12 protein-coding genes are annotated in these 17,323 nt (G+C 41.7%); 6 read left to right on the forward strand and 6 right to left on the reverse strand.

Going from position 1 to position 17,323, the window contains the following annotated elements:
- Positions 1–101: 101 nt before the first annotated feature.
- The 3 genes from secDF to BC659_RS15380 form a co-directional block, all read right to left on the reverse strand.
- Positions 102–3,176: a protein translocase subunit SecDF gene (gene secDF, locus BC659_RS15370; protein WP_133475697.1), complete on the reverse strand. Its 3,075-nt coding sequence runs from the start codon at positions 3,174–3,176 to the stop codon at positions 102–104.
- A gap of 187 nt (positions 3,177–3,363) precedes the next feature.
- The gene (locus BC659_RS15375; protein ID WP_133475698.1) at positions 3,364–3,837 is read right to left on the reverse strand and encodes an FKBP-type peptidyl-prolyl cis-trans isomerase; all 474 of its coding nucleotides are present in this window, start codon (positions 3,835–3,837) and stop codon (positions 3,364–3,366) included.
- A gap of 131 nt (positions 3,838–3,968) precedes the next feature.
- On the reverse strand, positions 3,969–4,295 hold the full coding sequence (locus tag BC659_RS15380; protein WP_133475699.1) for a hypothetical protein: 327 nt from the start codon (positions 4,293–4,295) through the stop codon (positions 3,969–3,971).
- A gap of 170 nt (positions 4,296–4,465) precedes the next feature.
- Between BC659_RS15380 and BC659_RS15385 the strand changes: the two genes are divergently transcribed.
- The gene (locus tag BC659_RS15385; protein ID WP_133475700.1) at positions 4,466–6,310 is read left to right on the forward strand and encodes an ABC transporter ATP-binding protein; all 1,845 of its coding nucleotides are present in this window, start codon (positions 4,466–4,468) and stop codon (positions 6,308–6,310) included.
- A gap of 148 nt (positions 6,311–6,458) precedes the next feature.
- Positions 6,459–6,908, forward strand: a complete 450-nt coding sequence (locus tag BC659_RS15390; RefSeq protein ID WP_133475701.1) for a DUF3276 family protein — start codon at positions 6,459–6,461, stop codon at positions 6,906–6,908.
- A gap of 139 nt (positions 6,909–7,047) precedes the next feature.
- On the opposite strand, the gene BC659_RS15395 is transcribed toward BC659_RS15390, so the two are convergent.
- The 3 genes from BC659_RS15395 to ltaE are packed head-to-tail and all read right to left on the reverse strand — an operon-like array spanning position 7,048 to position 10,263.
- Entirely contained in the window at positions 7,048–7,536 is a 489-nt protein-coding gene (locus tag BC659_RS15395) for a GNAT family N-acetyltransferase (protein WP_133475702.1), read from the reverse strand.
- 2 nt (positions 7,537–7,538) lie between these two features.
- Entirely contained in the window at positions 7,539–9,197 is a 1,659-nt protein-coding gene (gene pgi, locus BC659_RS15400; protein WP_133475703.1) for a glucose-6-phosphate isomerase, read from the reverse strand.
- Positions 9,198–9,249: 52 nt separating this feature from the next.
- Positions 9,250–10,263, reverse strand: coding sequence for a low-specificity L-threonine aldolase (ltaE, locus tag BC659_RS15405; protein ID WP_133475704.1), 1,014 nt, complete (start codon positions 10,261–10,263; stop codon positions 9,250–9,252).
- Between the two features lie 238 nt (positions 10,264–10,501).
- Between ltaE and BC659_RS15410 the strand changes: the two genes are divergently transcribed.
- The 4 genes from BC659_RS15410 to BC659_RS15425 all read left to right on the forward strand — a co-directional run bounded on the left by BC659_RS15410 (position 10,502) and on the right by BC659_RS15425 (position 17,236).
- On the forward strand, positions 10,502–11,839 hold the full coding sequence (locus BC659_RS15410; protein WP_133475705.1) for a TolC family protein: 1,338 nt from the start codon (positions 10,502–10,504) through the stop codon (positions 11,837–11,839).
- 23 nt (positions 11,840–11,862) lie between these two features.
- Positions 11,863–12,975 carry an efflux RND transporter periplasmic adaptor subunit gene (locus tag BC659_RS15415; protein WP_133475706.1) on the forward strand — a complete coding sequence of 371 codons (1,113 nt, stop codon included), beginning with the start codon at positions 11,863–11,865 and terminating at the stop codon, positions 12,973–12,975.
- A gap of 23 nt (positions 12,976–12,998) precedes the next feature.
- Positions 12,999–16,196 carry an efflux RND transporter permease subunit gene (locus BC659_RS15420; protein WP_133475707.1) on the forward strand — a complete coding sequence of 1,066 codons (3,198 nt, stop codon included), beginning with the start codon at positions 12,999–13,001 and terminating at the stop codon, positions 16,194–16,196.
- 182 nt (positions 16,197–16,378) lie between these two features.
- A complete protein-coding gene (locus tag BC659_RS15425) occupies positions 16,379–17,236 on the forward strand; it encodes a sigma-70 family RNA polymerase sigma factor (RefSeq protein ID WP_026770093.1) in 858 nt (285 codons plus the stop codon).
- Positions 17,237–17,323 lie beyond the last annotated feature (87 nt).

Below are 17,323 nucleotides of genomic sequence, written 5' to 3' on the forward strand. Positions count from 1 at the left end.
AAAAGATAAACTTCCCTACTTATCTTATCTAAATCCTAATACCTAATAAAAAAGCGGCTGTTCATTTTGAACAGCCGCTTTTTTATTATTTTAACAGAGTCCTATTTCTCTTTATTAGGTTTACCCAGTGGTTTGTCTTTTGCAAAGTCAACCAGGATCGGTGCCGCAACGAAGATAGAAGAGTAGGTACCTGTGAATACACCAATCATCATGGCAAATGAGAAACCTTTGGTTACTTCACCACCGAAGATAAACAGGATCAGAATGGTGAGGAACACGGTGAGTGAGGTCATGATGGTACGACTCAATGTTTCATTGATCGCTTTATTGATGATGGCTCCGTTATTCATTCCTTTCAGCATACCACTGTCTTCACGGATACGGTCATACACAATTACGGTATCGTTCATAGAGAAACCAATTACCGTCAGAATCGCAGCAATAAAGTGCTGGTCAATTTCTAATGGGAACGGTACAATGGTACGTGCGTAGCTGAATACAATCAGGGTAACAAATACGTCGTGCATCAATGAGAAAATAGTACCCAGTGAATATCTCCAGTCGCGGAAACGCAGGAAGATATACAGACAGATTGCAATGACAGCGAAAATGGTTGCTTTTGTGGCACCCGCTTTCAGGTCATCAGAAATCGTGGGTAATACCGTCTGAGAGCTTTGCTTGTATTTGGTTTCAAAATCTGTAAAGTTCAATCCAGCAGGCAGGTGTTTCTGCAGGCCGGTATACAAAGTACGTTCAACCAGTGAATCGATATTATTACCTGTTTCTTCAATTTTGAAAGAAGTCGTAATGTTCAATTGATTATTACTGTTCACCGTTTTAATGATCGGAGATTCACCGAATGCGGCTTTCAGATCGTCACGAACGGCTTCTACGTTCACCGGTTTATCGAATTTAACAGTATAGCTACGTCCACCCGCAAATTCAACACCTTCATCAAATCCATTGAAAAAAGTAGAAATACCTAACAGGAAGATTATGGCAGAAATTACATAAGCGATCTTTCTGTATTCAATGAACTTGAAGGCTGCTTTCTGGAAGATGCTTCTGGAGATCTTGGTAAAATATTCAAAGTGACGGTTTTTGTTTGTGTACCAGTCAGTGATCAACCTTGATACCAGGATACCGCAGAACAATGACAGCAGAATACCTATAATCTGTGTGGTGGCAAAACCTAATACCGGACCCAGACCAAAATAGGCGAGGATAATGGCAGTTAATAAGGTAGTGATGTGGCCATCCAGTACAGGTGCCAGTGAACGCTTATAACCATCGTTAACAGCTGCCTGATAACTTTTTCCTTTGGTAAGCTCTTCTTTAATACGCTCAAAGATGATAACGTTGGTATCTACCGCCATACCGATGGTTAATACCAGACCTGCAATACCCGGAGCTGTTAAGGTAAAGCCCAATGCACTCAATATACCTACTGTAAACAGGAGGTTCAGGATAAGGGCAATATTGGCAACCCAGCCACCGGTATTAAAGTAAACCAGCATCAGTATAAAGATGACAAGGAAAGAAATACCAAAAGATAAAGCACCACCTTTTACAGATTCGCTACCCAGGGTTGGACCTACCTGTTGTTCCTGAACAATTTTGGCAGGAGCGGGTAATTTACCGCTTTCGAGTATTTCAGAAAGATCCTGTGCCTCTTTCAGGGTATAATTACCACTGATCTGAGAATTACCTGTAGTAATAGGATCGTTTACGTTAGGAGCAGAATAAACAAAGTTATCGAGAACGATCGCAATAGGTTTGCCTACATTACGGGTAGTCATTTTAGCCCAGATATTGCTACCGATTTTATCCATATTCATTTTGATAGCAATACGTCCACGCTCATCAAAATCCTGAGCCGCACTCGAAATATGATCGCCTTCCAGTTCTGCTTGGCCATTGTCTAAGGTTTTGATGGCATAGAAAGCCAGGATATCTTTCATGCTGGCGTCAGAAGATTCTGTTTTACCATACATGAAAGCCAGATTGGAAGGGAATTTAGCTTTCACAAAATCCAGTTTCAGGTAATCATTGAGGGTACCTGTGTCTTTTGACTGGATATAACCCAATGCAGCAGGGAAGATGGTTCTTCCTGAAGACTGGTCAGCATAAGGTTGAGAGAACTGAATCAGACGTGCAATCGGATTCTGGTTAAGGCTATCTTTCGGAACATTGGTTTTAGCTCCGGCAGTAGTCGTTTTATTGATACCCGATAAGGTAGCTGTTTTGGTAGTATCCCCCGTTTCTTTAACGGCTGCAGTTACTTCTTCCTTTTTAGTAGTATCAGCCACCTGTGTGCCATTCAGATAATCCTGAACCGCTTTATCGGCGGCCACCAGACCTTCCTGTAAATCGCGACTCTCAAAAGTATATACTTCGAAGAACTGAAGATTGGCGGTAGACTGTAAATAAGACCTTACACGTTCTTTGTCGTTTACACCTGCCAGTTCAATATTGATGATGCCTTTTGCAGGATCAGGATTGATGGTAGGAGAAGCCACACCAAAACGGTCGATACGTGTACGGAGAATACGGAAAGTATTATTGAAAGCTGCAGTAGCCTGTTCTTTCAGGTAGTTGCCTACTGCATCATCTGAAGCATCAAATTTCACCTTACCGGCACTGCGGGCTGCAAAGAAAGAAGCCAGACCACCTGAAGGATTGAGTTTTTTGTATTCTTCACGGAACAAAGTGATCAGGTCTGCACCACTATTGGCTTTACGGGCCACAGCAGCATTCAATGCTTTATTAAACACCGGATCTTTTGTATAATTGGCCAATGACTTGATCAGCCCGTCGAGTCCCACTTCCATGGTAACGCTCATACCACCCTGAAGATCGAGACCGAGCATCAGTTCTTTTTCTTTTGCACTTCTGTACGTCGTTAAACCAAAAGCAAGTTTAGTGTCTTTGGTACTGTCCAATAAACGCTGTAAGCGGTCTTTCTTTATTTCAGCCAGACTATCGGCATAGATGGCCTGAAGCTCTTTGTTACCGGGGTATTTCTGTTCCGGTGTAGGAAAGCGCTTGATCCAGGCCTGGGCCTTTTCATCCATAGCTTTCTCATGGCTGCGAACAAACCAGGTAAAGGATAACTGGTAGAGGCAGATTAAAATCAGGGCAATCGCAAAAAATCGCACTAAACCTTTCAGTTGCATATTAGTAAGGGTTTACAAAAAATTTTAGAGCGGCAAAGATAGGGGAATGGTAATGAAAATTACCAGTTCCGCCAAGTTTGGCTGCTGAGGGGTAGAAAAACAGATAAAGCCTGTTAAACAACCGTTTATTTGAGCCCGATAACTGTATAATTTCCTACCTTATACAAATGTTATAAAAATCGGTTGTTTATTTTACATCCGTAAGGGTAATATCAAAAAAGATAGGAGAATTGGGCGGAATAACACCATTCGAACTCCCAACGCATGTATAAGCCAAAGCTGAAGGGATAACCACTTTTATCCGACCACTTTTCTTAATTAAAGGGATGGCAATTTTCCACCCTTCAATTAATCCTCCAGATAGGCTGAAATCACGAGGTGTAGCAGTAGCATCGAATTGGGTTCCATTTAATAATTTACCTGTATAAACAGCAGATATCGTTGATGTACTTGTTGGTGCAGGATCGTTTCCCGGTAATATTATTTGATATAAAATACCACTTGGATGTTCTGTATATGTAATACCATTGGCTGTACAATAGGCCACCATGTCTGCTTTTTCGGAAGCAGGTGTCTTAGGCTGACAACCAGTTTCCTGTTTACCGCAGGAGAGAAAAAGAGAAGAAAGTACAACACCCAATAACAACAAGGTTCTTTTCATAGGTTTATTTCATTGATTTTAGCCGCATGGAATAAGATGATAAATATCCCCCAAAAGGATTATTTAATGCTTATTTCATGATTAGATTCATTGATTTTTCTATTAGACCATATTTTAGCCCGCAGGGCTGCTTAATCTTTATTTTTTCCTTGTGATTTTTTCTTTGCCAATAATTCCCGGTACTGCTGTTCTTTGGTTTCCCAACGAAACTTCCGGTACATAAAAGCCATAAAGAAGGATATTCCCAATATCGCCAATAAAAAAACACCTGCACTCAGTCTAGAATTGGCCACCATATTGGCACGCTCATACCAGCCTGAAAAAACGACTGCAATCAGACTGATACCTAGTACAAAGCCGGCCGACATGCCTACCATAAAAGGTCTTGTACTATATTTTTGTCTGAGGCTGTTCTTCTCCCAGTAAGTTATAAATGCCTTTTCATCGTCGGTTAACATGCCGCAAAGGTAAGCGAGTAACGTAATTTTTCTTCAACAGATGGGCTATAATTCATTGGTTGACAAATTGTACACGATAAAGACTTTAGGATTCTCCTAACAGCCATTTATAATAAAACCACGGATACATGGAAAGAGGGCTTTACTTTTGATCTTAAATTGGATTTTTAGTGAAGCATCTCTCCGCAGTTAATAAATATTTCTGGAAATACAGGTACCGCTTCTTCCTCGGAATCTTCTTTGTTTTATTGTCCAACTACTTTGCCGTTCTCGCACCCCAGATTACGGGGTATGTAGTAAATGCTGTTCAACAACAGTTACCTGGTGCAAAAACCCCAACCGCCAGACCTGTAAATGACGGGTTGGTGAATACATTTATTCATTGGGTAAATGGAGCGAACTTCAGTTTTACAGGGCTTGTAGCCATCTGTAGCATCACCATTCTGTTACTGGCGGTACTGAGGGGTGTATTAATGTTTTTCATGCGTCAGACGATCATCGTCATGAGCAGACATATTGAGTATGACCAGAAAAATGAAATATTCCGTCATTATCAGCTACTTGATACTTCATTTTACAAAACTCATAGTACCGGCGACCTCATGAGCCGTATGACAGAAGATGTGAGCCGGGTAAGAATGTACACCGGCCCGGCTGTGATGTACCTGATTAACCTGATCAGTCTGATTGGCTTTTGTGTGGTTAGTATGCTTCGCAAAGATGCCATGTTAACTTTATATGTGCTGGCGCCACTTCCCATCCTGGCCATCACCATTTATTGGGTGAACAGTATCATTAACCGGAAAAGTGAAAAAATTCAGGCTTTATTGGCCAGCCTTACTACAAATGCGCAGGAATCTTATTCCGGTATCAGGGTTATCAAATCTTTTGTTCAGGAGAAGGCTATGATGGGTTTTTTTCAGAAAAATAGTGAATCCTATAAGAAAAATGCTATTGGTTTGGCAAAAGTTGAAGCCATTTACTTTCCCAGCATGGCATTAATGATTGGGATCAGTACCCTCGTGACCATTTTTATGGGAGGTATGCAGGCATTGGAAGATCCTACAAAAGTGGGGCTGGTGGTTGAATTTGTTATTTATATCAATATGCTCACTTTTCCTGTGAGTGCGATCGGGTGGACAGCCAGTATGATTCAGCGGGCCGCTGCTTCACAGAAAAGGCTGAATGAGTTCCTCGATACAGAACCACAAATTAAAAATGAAGTTATTGCCGTAGATGAGGAAAAAGTAAGTGGAGATATACACTTTGATAATGTTTCATTTACCTACCCACATACCGGCATCCAGGCGATACAGGATTTTAGTCTTACGATACGAAAGGGACAAAAAGTACTGGTGATCGGTAAAACAGGAAGTGGAAAATCCACCCTTGCTCAGTTATTGCTCCGCTTTTATGATCCTGTTGCTGGAGAAATAACCATCGGTAACAAGCCACTAAAAGAACTGCCATTACGATCGTTAAGAGAACAAATCAGCTATGTACAGCAGGATGTATTTTTGTTTAGTGACAGTGTGAAAGACAATATCAGTTTTGGTTTACAGGAGCCAGCTGCGCTGGAAATGGTAGAGGAAGCAGCTGTTTTTGCAAGTGTTCACAGAGAAATACAGGGCTTTAGTAAAGGGTATGATACCATGATCGGAGAAAGGGGCGTAACCTTGAGTGGTGGACAGAAACAACGAATATCGATTGCCCGTGCCCTGATCAAAAACCCGGAAATTATCGTATTTGATGATTGCCTGAGTGCAGTAGATGCCAAAACGGAATTTGAAATCATAAGTAACCTGTATCGCTTTTTACACGACAAAACAGCCATCATTATTACCCATCGGATATTTTCCAGTTTTAAGTTCGACAAGATCATTGTGCTTGAAAATGGTAGTTTGATTGAATCGGGTACACATGAAGAGTTAATGGCGCGTAATGGTTATTATACAGAATTATACAGGCTCCAGTTAACAGATATGAAAGAAGCCGGCCATAAAGAGGAAGCATAATAGAAACCCTTACTCTTAAAACCTTGTGGCTTGCCGCTTGTAGCTTGCATCTTCACTATTTTATTTAGTTTTTAGAAAATTTTGGTAATTCCGAAACATCCCTATATTTGTCAGGCACAAAAAATCAGAAAACCAAAAAACAACAACTGTGGCGTACGAGAACAACGACAAAAAAATGGAAAGTGTTTACAGCAAGCGTATCAGAGCTGGTAAGAGAAGAACCTATTTTTTTGATGTAAGGGCTACTCGTGGTAATGACTATTACCTTACTATTACAGAGAGCCGTAAGCGTTTTGATAACAATGGTTATGACAGACACAAAATCTTCCTTTACAAAGAAGATTTTAACAAGTTTATCAAAGCATTGGGTGAAGCAGTAGATTATGTGAAAACTGACCTGATGCCTGATTTTGATTTCGACGCATTCAACCATGAATACGATGATGCGGAAGGTGGAGAAGGCCAGAACGACAGCTATATTGCTGCCGAAACTGAAGCGGAAGAAGCAGTAGCTGCTCCTGTAGCAGTAGCGCCCACACCGATTGCCGATGCTGCCGCTGCATCAACCACTGCTTCAGAAGAAGTAGACAAATGGTAAAACAACCAAAACCAACTGTAAAAGCCGGTCTCTGACCGGCTTTTTTAATAAGGAATAAGGAACATAAAATAAGAAATGTGAAAGTGAATATATCTATAACACTTTCACATTTCATGTTCCTTATTCCTTATTTCTTATTTCAAAGTGTTCTCAGCATCCAGATATCACATCCATTGTGTCCGCTATTACCCATGGGGCCGGTTAGATAAGAGAAGCCAAATTTTTCGTAGACGGTTACTGCTTTTTTCAGTTCGGGCATAGTTTCGAGATAGATCTGCTTAAAACCTTTTGCCTTTGCAGCTTCCATACATCTTGCAATCATCGAACGGCCTAAACCCATACCCCGTGCAGAAGGGGATAAATACATTTTTACCAATTCACAGGTTCCTTCAGGTAGCGCATCTGTTGGATAGATGCCGGCACCACCCAATAAAATACCATTTCGTTCTGCTACAAAATATTCACTCAAAGGTTCCTGTTGAAACAATTCATACAAATGGTCAGTGCTCTCATCATAATACACAGTACCCGGTTTATTCGCACCAAATTCTTCCAGTGCTTTCCGGATAATCAATGCCATCGCTGCATTGTCTTGTGACTGAATATGCCGCACAAGAATATCTTCCATATTTATCCCTTTCTGAATTGTTTGTAGGAATTGATAAGACCATTGGTGGAACTGTCGTGCGAAACGATTTCTGTATCATCTGCTAATTCAGGTAGTACACGATTCGCCAATTGTTTGCCCAGTTCAACACCCCACTGATCAAAACTGAAAATATTCCAGATCACCCCCTGCACAAAAATTTTATGTTCATATAAAGCAATCAGGGTGCCCAGGTTAAACGGATTAATTTCTTTTAGCAGGATGGAATTGGTAGGTTTATTACCGTCGAAAATTTTAAAAGGTGTGAGCTTTTTGATTTCATCCTGACTTTTGTTCTCTTTCATCAGTTCAATCTTTACTTCATTTTCAGATTTACCGTTCATGAGGGCTTCAGTCTGAGCAAAGAAGTTAGACAGCAGTTTCTGGTGATGGTCGCCGATCGGATTGTGGCTGATGGCAGGTGCTATAAAATCGCTGGGTACCAATGGTGTTCCCTGATGGAGTAATTGGTAAAAAGCGTGTTGACCATTGGTTCCTGGTTCACCCCAGATAATGGGCCCGGTGCTGTAATTAACAGGATTACCGCTTCTGTCAATACTCTTTCCATTGCTTTCCATATTACCCTGTTGAAAATAAGCTGCAAAACGATGCAGGTATTGATCATAGGGGAGAATGGCTTCGCTCTGAGCCCCAAAGAAATTGGTGTACCAGATACCCAGTAAAGCCATGAGAACCGGAATATTTTTATCAAATTTTTCTTTTCTGAAATGTTCATCTGCCACGGAAGCGCCTTTGAGCAATTGCTCAAAATTGTCGTAGCCAATGGTTAACGCAATTGATAATCCGATGGCACTCCACAAAGAATAACGACCACCAACCCAATCCCAGAACTCAAACATATTCTTCTTATCAATACCAAAACCTGTCACTTCCTTTTCATTGGTGCTCAAAGCCACAAAATGTTTAGCAATATGCTTCTCGTCGATTGCTTTTTCAAGGAACCATTGACGTGCTGTATGCGCATTGGTCATGGTTTCCTGGGTGGTGAATGTTTTCGAGGCAATCAGGAACAAGGTCTCTTCCGGACGAACCAGTTTCAGTACCTCACTGATATGGGTACCATCGATGTTACTGATAAAAAATGTTTCGATTCCTTTTTTCCAGAAGGGTTTTAAAGATTCGGTAACCATTACCGGCCCAAGGTCGCTGCCGCCGATGCCAATGTTCACGATAAATCTTATTTTCTTTCCGGTATAGCCCTTGTGTTTACCGCTGTGAACTTCTTCGCAGAAATCTTTCATATGTGCCTGCACCCTTTGTACATGTGGCATGATATCTTTTCCGTCTACCAGTATCGGTGTATCGGAAAAATTACGAAGGGCTGTATGTAAAACAGAACGCTGCTCGGTTTCATTGATTTTAATACCGGCAAACATCTCATGAATAGCATCTTTTAGTTTACAGTCTTCCGCTAATTGCAGCAAAAGCTGTAAAGTCTTCTGGTTGATGATATTTTTAGAATAGTCGAAAAGAATATCACCGATACGAAGAGAGAATTTTTTGAACCTGTCTGCGTCTGCTGCAAACAGATCACGCATATGTCTGCGGTTCATTTCCTCTTCGTAATGCTTCTGTAACAGGAACCATGCCTGGGTATTCGTAGGGTTGATCTTAGGTAACATTGGCTTGCTTGCTCTTTTTATTTCTTTTAATCCTGACTTATCTGCAACCGTTCTAAAGGGCTTTCAAAACATTTAGTGTATCCTGAATTTTAGCAGGCGTAATATCCAAATGCACCACGAGCCTGATCTGGGTGGGAGATATGGCTATGGCAAGGATATTGGATCGTTGGAGATGGGTCACCAGATCGGGGGCGGTAAAGCGTCCCTTCACCTCAAAAATAATGATATTGGTTTCAACAGGCAGGATTTCACCTACAAAATCTTTTTCCTGCAATGCGGTAACCAATATTTGTGCATGATTATGGTCTTCCTGTAGTCTTGCTATCTGGTGCTCGAGTGCATATAAACCCGCAGCTGCTATATAACCAGCCTGTCGCATGCCACCGCCAAATACTTTACGATAACGTTTTGCTTTTTTAATAAAATCAGCCGGACCCACCAGTACGCTTCCCACAGGGGCCCCCAAGCCTTTGCTCAGACAAATGGAAATTGTGTCAAAGACATCTCCATACTGTCGGCAGGTTTCGTTTTTGGCAACGAGTGCATTAAATAAACGGGCACCATCCAGGTGTAGTTTTAAATTATTTTTGAGGCATACCTGTTTAATTGCTTCTATATCAGCAAAATGGTAGCAACTTCCTCCTCCTCTGTTAGCGGTATTTTCAAGCGATACTAATGTAGTTGCCGGTTTGTGCACATCATCGGGGTTAATGGCAGCTGCTACCTGTGCTGCTGTTATCCTGCCACGGTCACCCTGTAACAATCTCACGGAACAACCCGAATTAAAAGCAATGCCACCACCTTCATATTGGTATATATGCGATAAATGATCACAGATCACTTCATCACCAGGTTGTGTATGGCATTTGATAGCGATCTGATTGGTCATGGTACCGCTCGGACAAAACAAAGCAGCTTCTTTACCAAAAAGAGAAGCGGATAATTGTTCTAGATGGTTCACTGTTGGATCTTCTCCAAAAACATCATCACCAACAGGGGCCGCAAACATGGCTTGTAACATACCAGGTGTTGGTCTGGTAACTGTGTCGCTCCGGAAATCAATCATAGGGGTTCAAAGATAAGGTCTTAGTAAGAGTCAGATAAAAATCATTGTTCCGCTCATCAAAATACAACAGAAATGACAAAATAATGTTGCAACTATGATTTTTTCCTCTTTAACTTTACCGCCCCATTATACAAAATTCATATCTTTTGTATAAGGAACTGTACTCCCTGCTCCTAATAATTACTGCTGTTTGCCATATCGCCATTTCTTAAAAGCGAAAAAGAGAAAAGAGAAGACTATGACACTATTAATTCGCCCCGTCATCAGGGGATGTTTGTTTTTTGTAAGCCTCATCACAAGTATTTCCGGTCTGTCGCAAACCGATCAGGGAAATATTGTTTTGCATAATGCATCACTCGATCAGGTGATTCAATATGCGTTACAACACCAGCCCTCTTTGAAACAGTCGGTGATTGATGAACAGATCGTAGAAACTACCCTCCGCAATAAATTATCTGCGTGGTACCCACAACTGAATTTTAATTATAGCCTGCAGCATAATTTTCAGGTACCTACCAATATCATTGGAGGTAATCCTATCAGACTGGGTGTTAATAATACTTCCAATGCGCAGTTTGCTGTTTCTCAGAATATCTTTAACCGCGATGTGTTACTTGCCAACAGAACCAAAGAAGATGTAAGAACCCAGGCAAAACAAAATACAGGTATTAATAAGGTTGAAGTAGTGGCGAATGTTTCAAAGGCGTTTTATGATGTACTCGCCACTATACAGCAGATAAAGGTTGCCGATGAAAATATCATACGCATACAGAACAGTCTGAAAGTAGCTACGAATCAATATCAGGCAGGTATTGCAGATAAAACAGATTATAAAAGAGCTACCATATTACTGAATAATACCAAAGCTGCAAGAGCCTCCAATCAATCGGTACTGGATGCCAAAATGAGTTATCTTAAAAATATCATGGGTTATCCTGACAGTATGGCTTTGCATATCAGCTTTGATAGTCTGCTGCTGGAAAAAGAAACTGAATTGGATACGCTTCAACAACCCGATGCCAGCAAAAGACCAGAATTTAGTTTTTTACAGACACAGCAAAAATTACTCAATGCAAGCCTTCAATATGAAAAATGGGCTTTCCTGCCACAGGTAAGTGTGAATGGTGCTTATAATTTTAATTACCTGAATAACCAATTCGGAAAATTATACAGCAATAATTTCCCCAGTTCTTTTGCGGCACTAACACTTTCATTTCCTATTACCCAGGGCGGTAAACGAAAAGCCAATATTGATCAGGTAAACTGGCAGATCAAAAGAAATGCACTCGATATTCTTCAACTCAAACAAACCGTAAATACCCAATATGTGCAGGCGTTATCGGCCTATAAAAGTTATTACAACAACTATATCGCACTAAAAGAAAATCTGGCACTTGCGAAAGAAGTATACGGTGTCATTGATCTTCAGTATAAGGCAGGTGTAAAAACCTATCTCGAAGTTATTACTGCTGAAACCGATTTACGAACCTCCCAGATTAATTATTACAATGCATTGTATCTTTTATTGGCCAGTAAAGTGGATGTAAAAAGAGCATTGGGTCAGATCAACTATTAATTCATTTTATTCAAATCCATAGTATGTTTTCCAATAAACAAGTTTCCTTAGGGTTCATTACAGCTATAGCCTTATTAGCTGCCTGTAAAGATCAACCACAAACGGCTGCGGCTCCAGCCGCGCCAGCTGCTGTAACTGTAACGATAGATACGGTAGATCAGACCAAAGCAGTGTACCATGATGAATATCCGGGTACAGTAGTAGCCTTAAACCAGACAGATCTCAGGGCGCAGGTGAGTGGTTATATTACCGGTATTTTTTTCAGAGATGGGCAGTCTGTACAGAAAGGACAAAAATTATATACCATAGATGCGCAGGTATATAACGCAAATTATCAGCAGGCGCAGGCCAATCTGCAGTTACAGGAAACAAATCTTGTAAAGGCACAAAAAGATGCAGACCGATATCATGAACTGGATAAAAATGATGCCATAGCCAAACAACAGGTTGATTATGCAGATGCGGCCCTTGCGGCAGCCAGGAAACAGGTAGAAGCTGCCAAAGCTGCCCTGAATGTGGTAAAGAGCAATGTGAATTTTGCTACTATTTATGCACCCTTTTCAGGAACCATTGGTATTTCACAGGTAAAAGAAGGTACAGCAGTGGTGGCCGGACAAACCATCCTGAATACGATCTCGACCAGTGATCCGATTGCCGTTGACTTTGAAGTAAACCAGCAGGATCTTTATCGCTTTACACAATTACAACAGCAAGAAGAAAAAGATTCTGTATTCACACTTGCATTTGGAACAGATATCTACCCTTATCCTGGAAAAATAAGTCTGATCGACAGGGCTGTGAATCCTCAAACCGGAACCATTAAAACAAGACTCAGTTTTACCAACCAGAAAGATGTATTGAAACCCGGCATGACGACCCTGGTAAGGGTATTGAATAAGCCGAATTCAGCTGCTGTCATGATTCCTTACAAGGCGGTTACCGAACAACTGGGTGAATTTTTTGCATATGTGGTTACAGATAGCAATACGGTAAACCAGCGAAAACTGAAATTGAGCAGACAGATCGGACAAAATATTATTGTGAAGGAAGGTTTATCAGCAGGAGAGAGGATTGCAGTAGAAGGTGTGCAGAACCTGAGAGAGGGTGCTAAGATTTCAGTAGCCGGTAAACAATAAAGTACGTTTATAAAAACAAAAAAATGATCGCAGATATATTTATAAAAAGACCGGTTACTGCTATAGTCGTGTCGATTGTGATTGTACTGGTTGGACTGATTTCTCTCAGTAACCTGCCTGTTGCACAGTATCCGGATATTACCCCGCCAACGGTAGCTATCAGTGGAAACTATTTTGGAGCAGATGCACAAACGGTTGAACAAACTACCACCACAGCCATAGAATCGCAGGTGAATGGAACGCCTGGTATGACTTTTATCAACAGTAACAGTACCGGTAGCGGCCAGAGTAGTATAACTGTAACGTTTGAAGTAGGTACCAATATAGATCTCGCTACACTGGATGTACAAAACCGTGTGGCAGTGGCAGAACCTACTTTGCCTGATGCGGTAAAAAGATTGGGGCTCACTACCAGAAAAAGAAATCCCAGCATTATGATTGCGCTGGCATTGTACTCACCCAATGGTACCCATGATGCTTTGTTTCTGGGAAACTATGCCAACCTCTACCTGAAAGATGCTTTACTGCGAGTAAAAGGAGTGGGAGACATTGTGGCGAGGGCAGATGATTTTGGTATGCGCATCTGGTTGGATCCGCAGAAACTGGCTGCGCTTTCGCTTACCACTGCCGATATCAATGCAGCGCTTACCGAACAGAATCTCCAGATTGCAGCTGGTACCATTGGTGGTAATCCTCAACCGGGTTCACAGGTATTTGAATACAATGTACTCACCAATAGCAGGATCAATACCAAAGAACAGTTTGAAAAAATCATCGTTAAAACACAAACAGCCACAGGAAGCATTGTTTACCTGAAAGATGTGGCACGTGTGGAGCTTGGGAAATTTGATTACGGAACCAATGCATTTGTAAATGGTAAACCCTGTGCGTTTATTCTTATTTATCAGGCACCGGGCGCCAATGCGCTAGATACCTATAATGGTGTTGTGGGCGCCCTCGAGAATTTGCGCAAAACCTTTCCTAAAGATATTGATTATCTGATGCCGCTTGAAACAGCTTCAGTAGTAAAAGTATCTATCAGTGAGGTGCTTGACACATTGGTTGAGGCCTTGTTGCTTGTTGTCTTTGTGGTTTTTCTGTTTTTGCAGAACTGGCGTGCCACTTTAATTCCGGTACTTGCTATTCCTGTATCGTTAATAGGAACTTTTATTTTCTTTGTTCCATTCGGATTTACCATTAATACACTTACCCTATTTGCCTTTGTACTGGCCATTGGTATTGTGGTAGATGATGCGATAGTTGTAGTAGAAGCCGTGCAGCATAATATTGATCATGGAAAAATGTCGCCGAAAGAGGCTACTAAAAAAGCCATGAAAGAAATATCAGGGCCCGTTATTGCCATTGCTTTGATTCTGGCAGCGGTATTCATTCCGGTAGGTTTTATACCTGGTATTGTGGGGCGTTTATACCAGCAGTTTGCCATTACCATTGCGGTATCTGTTTTGATTTCGGCTTTTGTGGCACTTTCATTAACACCGGCACTCTGTAGTATCATGCTCAAACCATCCAAAGCAGCAGATACGAAAAAAAACTGGCTCGAACGCTTTTTTATCAGCTTCAATCAGGGTTTCGACAGGGTTACCCGTGGATATGCCAAAAGTGTTGGGAAATGGATCAGGGCAACACCTTATGTATTGGTGATGATGGTCTGTTTATTTGCCGGTTTATACATTTTGTTCAAGAACAAACCATCCGGATTTATTCCCACAGAGGATGAGGGCCGTTTATTTGTTACCTATGAAATGCCGGAAGGTACTTCTACCACCAGAAACATTGCGTTGATGAAAGAACTGCAGTCAAGGATCGTTTCCATACCTGCAGTAAAAGTGGCGGGTGGACTTGCGGGTCTGAACTTTATCAGTTTCTCCAATAAATCAAATACCGGTACCATTTTCGTGAGTCTCAAACCATGGGATCAGCGAACATCTAAGGAAGAACATGTGCAGGGTGTCATTGCTGCCATACAAAAGAAAGTGGCAGATATTAAAGAGGCAAGGATATTACCCATTTCACCACCCGCCATTCCGGGACTTGGCCAAACATCGGGTTTCAGTTTTGCTTTGCAGCAAACCACCAGCACCGATAATATCCAGCAATTTGAAGCGGTAGCCAGGAAATTTATAGGATTGTTGAACCAACGACCAGAGATTGGTTCAGCCTATACTTTCTTTTCTACCAGAACACCTGGTTATAAAGTAGATGTTGATAAAGAAAAAGCGAAGAAGTTAGGCGTGTCTGTTGCAGATGTCTACAACACCATTTCAACACTCCTGGGTAGTTCATACGTGAATGATTTCAATATCTATGGTAGAAATTTCCGTGTGGTGGCACAGGCAGATAGCAGTTACCGGTCTTCGATAGAACAGTTGGGTAATTATTATGTACGTAATAACCAGGGAGGTATGATACCTGTTTCATCGTTGGTTACCACTACTGTGATCGAAAACCCTGCATTGATCAACCATTTTAATTTATACAGATCAATTGACATTAATGGTACACCCAAACCCGGATTCAGTAGTGGACAGGCTATTCAGGCCATTCAGGAACTGGCAGCAAAAGAATTACCTGCCGGTTATGGATTTGAGTTCACAGGAATGAGCCGGGAAGAAATTAAAGCAGGAGGTAGCAGTACCTATATTTTCGGTATATCAATCGTCTTTGTATTTCTTTTCCTGGCAGCTTTGTATGAAAGCTGGTCAATTCCGTTCTCCGTTTTATTTGCTGTTCCGATTGGTGCTTTTGGTTCTATTCTTACATTAACCCTGTTGCCGTCGATCAGCAACAATATATATGCACAAATTGGTTTGATAACGCTGATTGGATTAGCGGCCAAAAATGCTATTCTGATTGTTGAGTTTGCGAAAGAAAGGGTAGATAAGGGCGTAGAAGTGGTGGCCGCCACTTTACAGGCCGTTGAATTACGTCTCAGGCCGATTATCATGACCTCTTTTGCCTTCATCCTGGGTGTTTTACCGCTCGTTTTTGCCAGTGGGGCAGCTGCGGAATCAAGGAAAACGATCGGATGGACCGTATTCGGAGGCATGCTGGCAGCAACTACCCTGGCTATTTTTGTGGTTCCGGTGCTGTTCGTTTTGTTTACCCGGATAGCCTATGGTCGCAAATTAAAGCGACTGAAAGAGGCCCATCAAACAGAAGAGGCTGTGGATCAATCGATTGCAGAAAGTAGAATCGGTTAAAAAGACGATTTTTTTGCCCATTTATGTAAGTTTTTCCACAAAAACTGGCATATTCGGAGGCGGTTGCGTAACTTTGCAAGCTTCTGAAAGCGGTTTTGCTGCAATTTTAACGAAACAGTTGACAGCTTTTATGCAACATTCAGGGTCTAATAGTCGTTTATATAAATAGTCAATAGCACAACATGAGGCAGCTCAAAATTGCAACACAGATTACCAATCGCGATTCCCAGGCAGTAGAAAAGTACTTACAGGAGATCTCCAAAATTCCGATGATCACACCTGAAGAGGAAACCACGCTTGCCCAACGGATCAAAATGGGTGATCAGCGAGCACTCGACAAACTGGTGCAGGCCAACTTACGTTTCGTGGTATCTGTTGCTAAGCAGTACCAACACCAGGGCCTTTCTCTTAGCGATCTGATCAACGAGGGCAACCTCGGTTTGATAAAAGCAGCCCAGCGTTTCGATGAAACCAAGGGTTTTAAATTCATCTCATACGCGGTATGGTGGATTCGCCAGTCCATTTTACAGGCGTTGGCAGAGCAGGGCAGATTGGTCCGCCTGCCTCAAAACAAAATTGGCACCTACAACAAAGCCAATAAGGCTTACATGGCTTTTGAACAGGAACATGAACGCGAGCCTTCAACAGAAGAGCTGGCCGAGATCCTGGAAATGAGCGAAACCGAGATTAACAACATTTTCCAAAGTAACACACGACACACTTCACTCGATGCACCCGTGCACGAAGCAGAAGATGTAGCGATGGGCGACTTACTGGAAGGTAGCGATGACACTGATGATGATGTGATGAAAGATTCACTGCGCGAAGAAATTCGCCGTGTACTTAAATCACTCAGTCCACGTGAAGCAGAAATCGTAAATGCTTATTTTGGCCTCGACGGCGAAAATGGTGTAACGATCGAACAAATTGGTATGAAATACGATCTTACCAAAGAACGTATCCGCCAGATCAAGGAAAGGGCTATCAAGCGTCTGCAGAAAGCGCGTTACAGTAACGCACTGAAAGCATACCTCGGTTAATCAAAACCAAAAATTGACAAAAACCCTCCGTAAAACGAGGGTTTTTTTATGGATATGCTCGGATCAGAATATTTGAAATAAATTTGT

It is taken from the genome of Sediminibacterium goheungense, from assembly GCF_004361915.1.
Classification (GTDB): domain Bacteria; phylum Bacteroidota; class Bacteroidia; order Chitinophagales; family Chitinophagaceae; genus Sediminibacterium; species Sediminibacterium goheungense.

Excerpts from the sequence above, each read along its gene's own strand:
- secDF (WP_133475697.1), bottom strand. The coding sequence starts at position 3,176 with ATGCAACTGAAAGGTTTAGTGCGATTTTTTGCGATTGCCCTGATTTTA.
- BC659_RS15375 (WP_133475698.1), bottom strand. The coding sequence starts at position 3,837 with ATGAAAAGAACCTTGTTGTTATTGGGTGTTGTACTTTCTTCTCTTTTT.
- BC659_RS15380 (WP_133475699.1), bottom strand. The coding sequence starts at position 4,295 with ATGTTAACCGACGATGAAAAGGCATTTATAACTTACTGGGAGAAGAAC.
- BC659_RS15395 (WP_133475702.1), bottom strand. The coding sequence starts at position 7,536 with ATGGAAGATATTCTTGTGCGGCATATTCAGTCACAAGACAATGCAGCG.
- pgi (WP_133475703.1), bottom strand. The coding sequence starts at position 9,197 with ATGTTACCTAAGATCAACCCTACGAATACCCAGGCATGGTTCCTGTTA.
- ltaE (WP_133475704.1), bottom strand. The coding sequence starts at position 10,263 with ATGATTGATTTCCGGAGCGACACAGTTACCAGACCAACACCTGGTATG.
- BC659_RS15410 (WP_133475705.1), top strand. The coding sequence starts at position 10,502 with ATGACACTATTAATTCGCCCCGTCATCAGGGGATGTTTGTTTTTTGTA.
- BC659_RS15415 (WP_133475706.1), top strand. The coding sequence starts at position 11,863 with ATGTTTTCCAATAAACAAGTTTCCTTAGGGTTCATTACAGCTATAGCC.
- BC659_RS15420 (WP_133475707.1), top strand. The coding sequence starts at position 12,999 with ATGATCGCAGATATATTTATAAAAAGACCGGTTACTGCTATAGTCGTG.
- BC659_RS15425 (WP_026770093.1), top strand. The coding sequence starts at position 16,379 with ATGAGGCAGCTCAAAATTGCAACACAGATTACCAATCGCGATTCCCAG.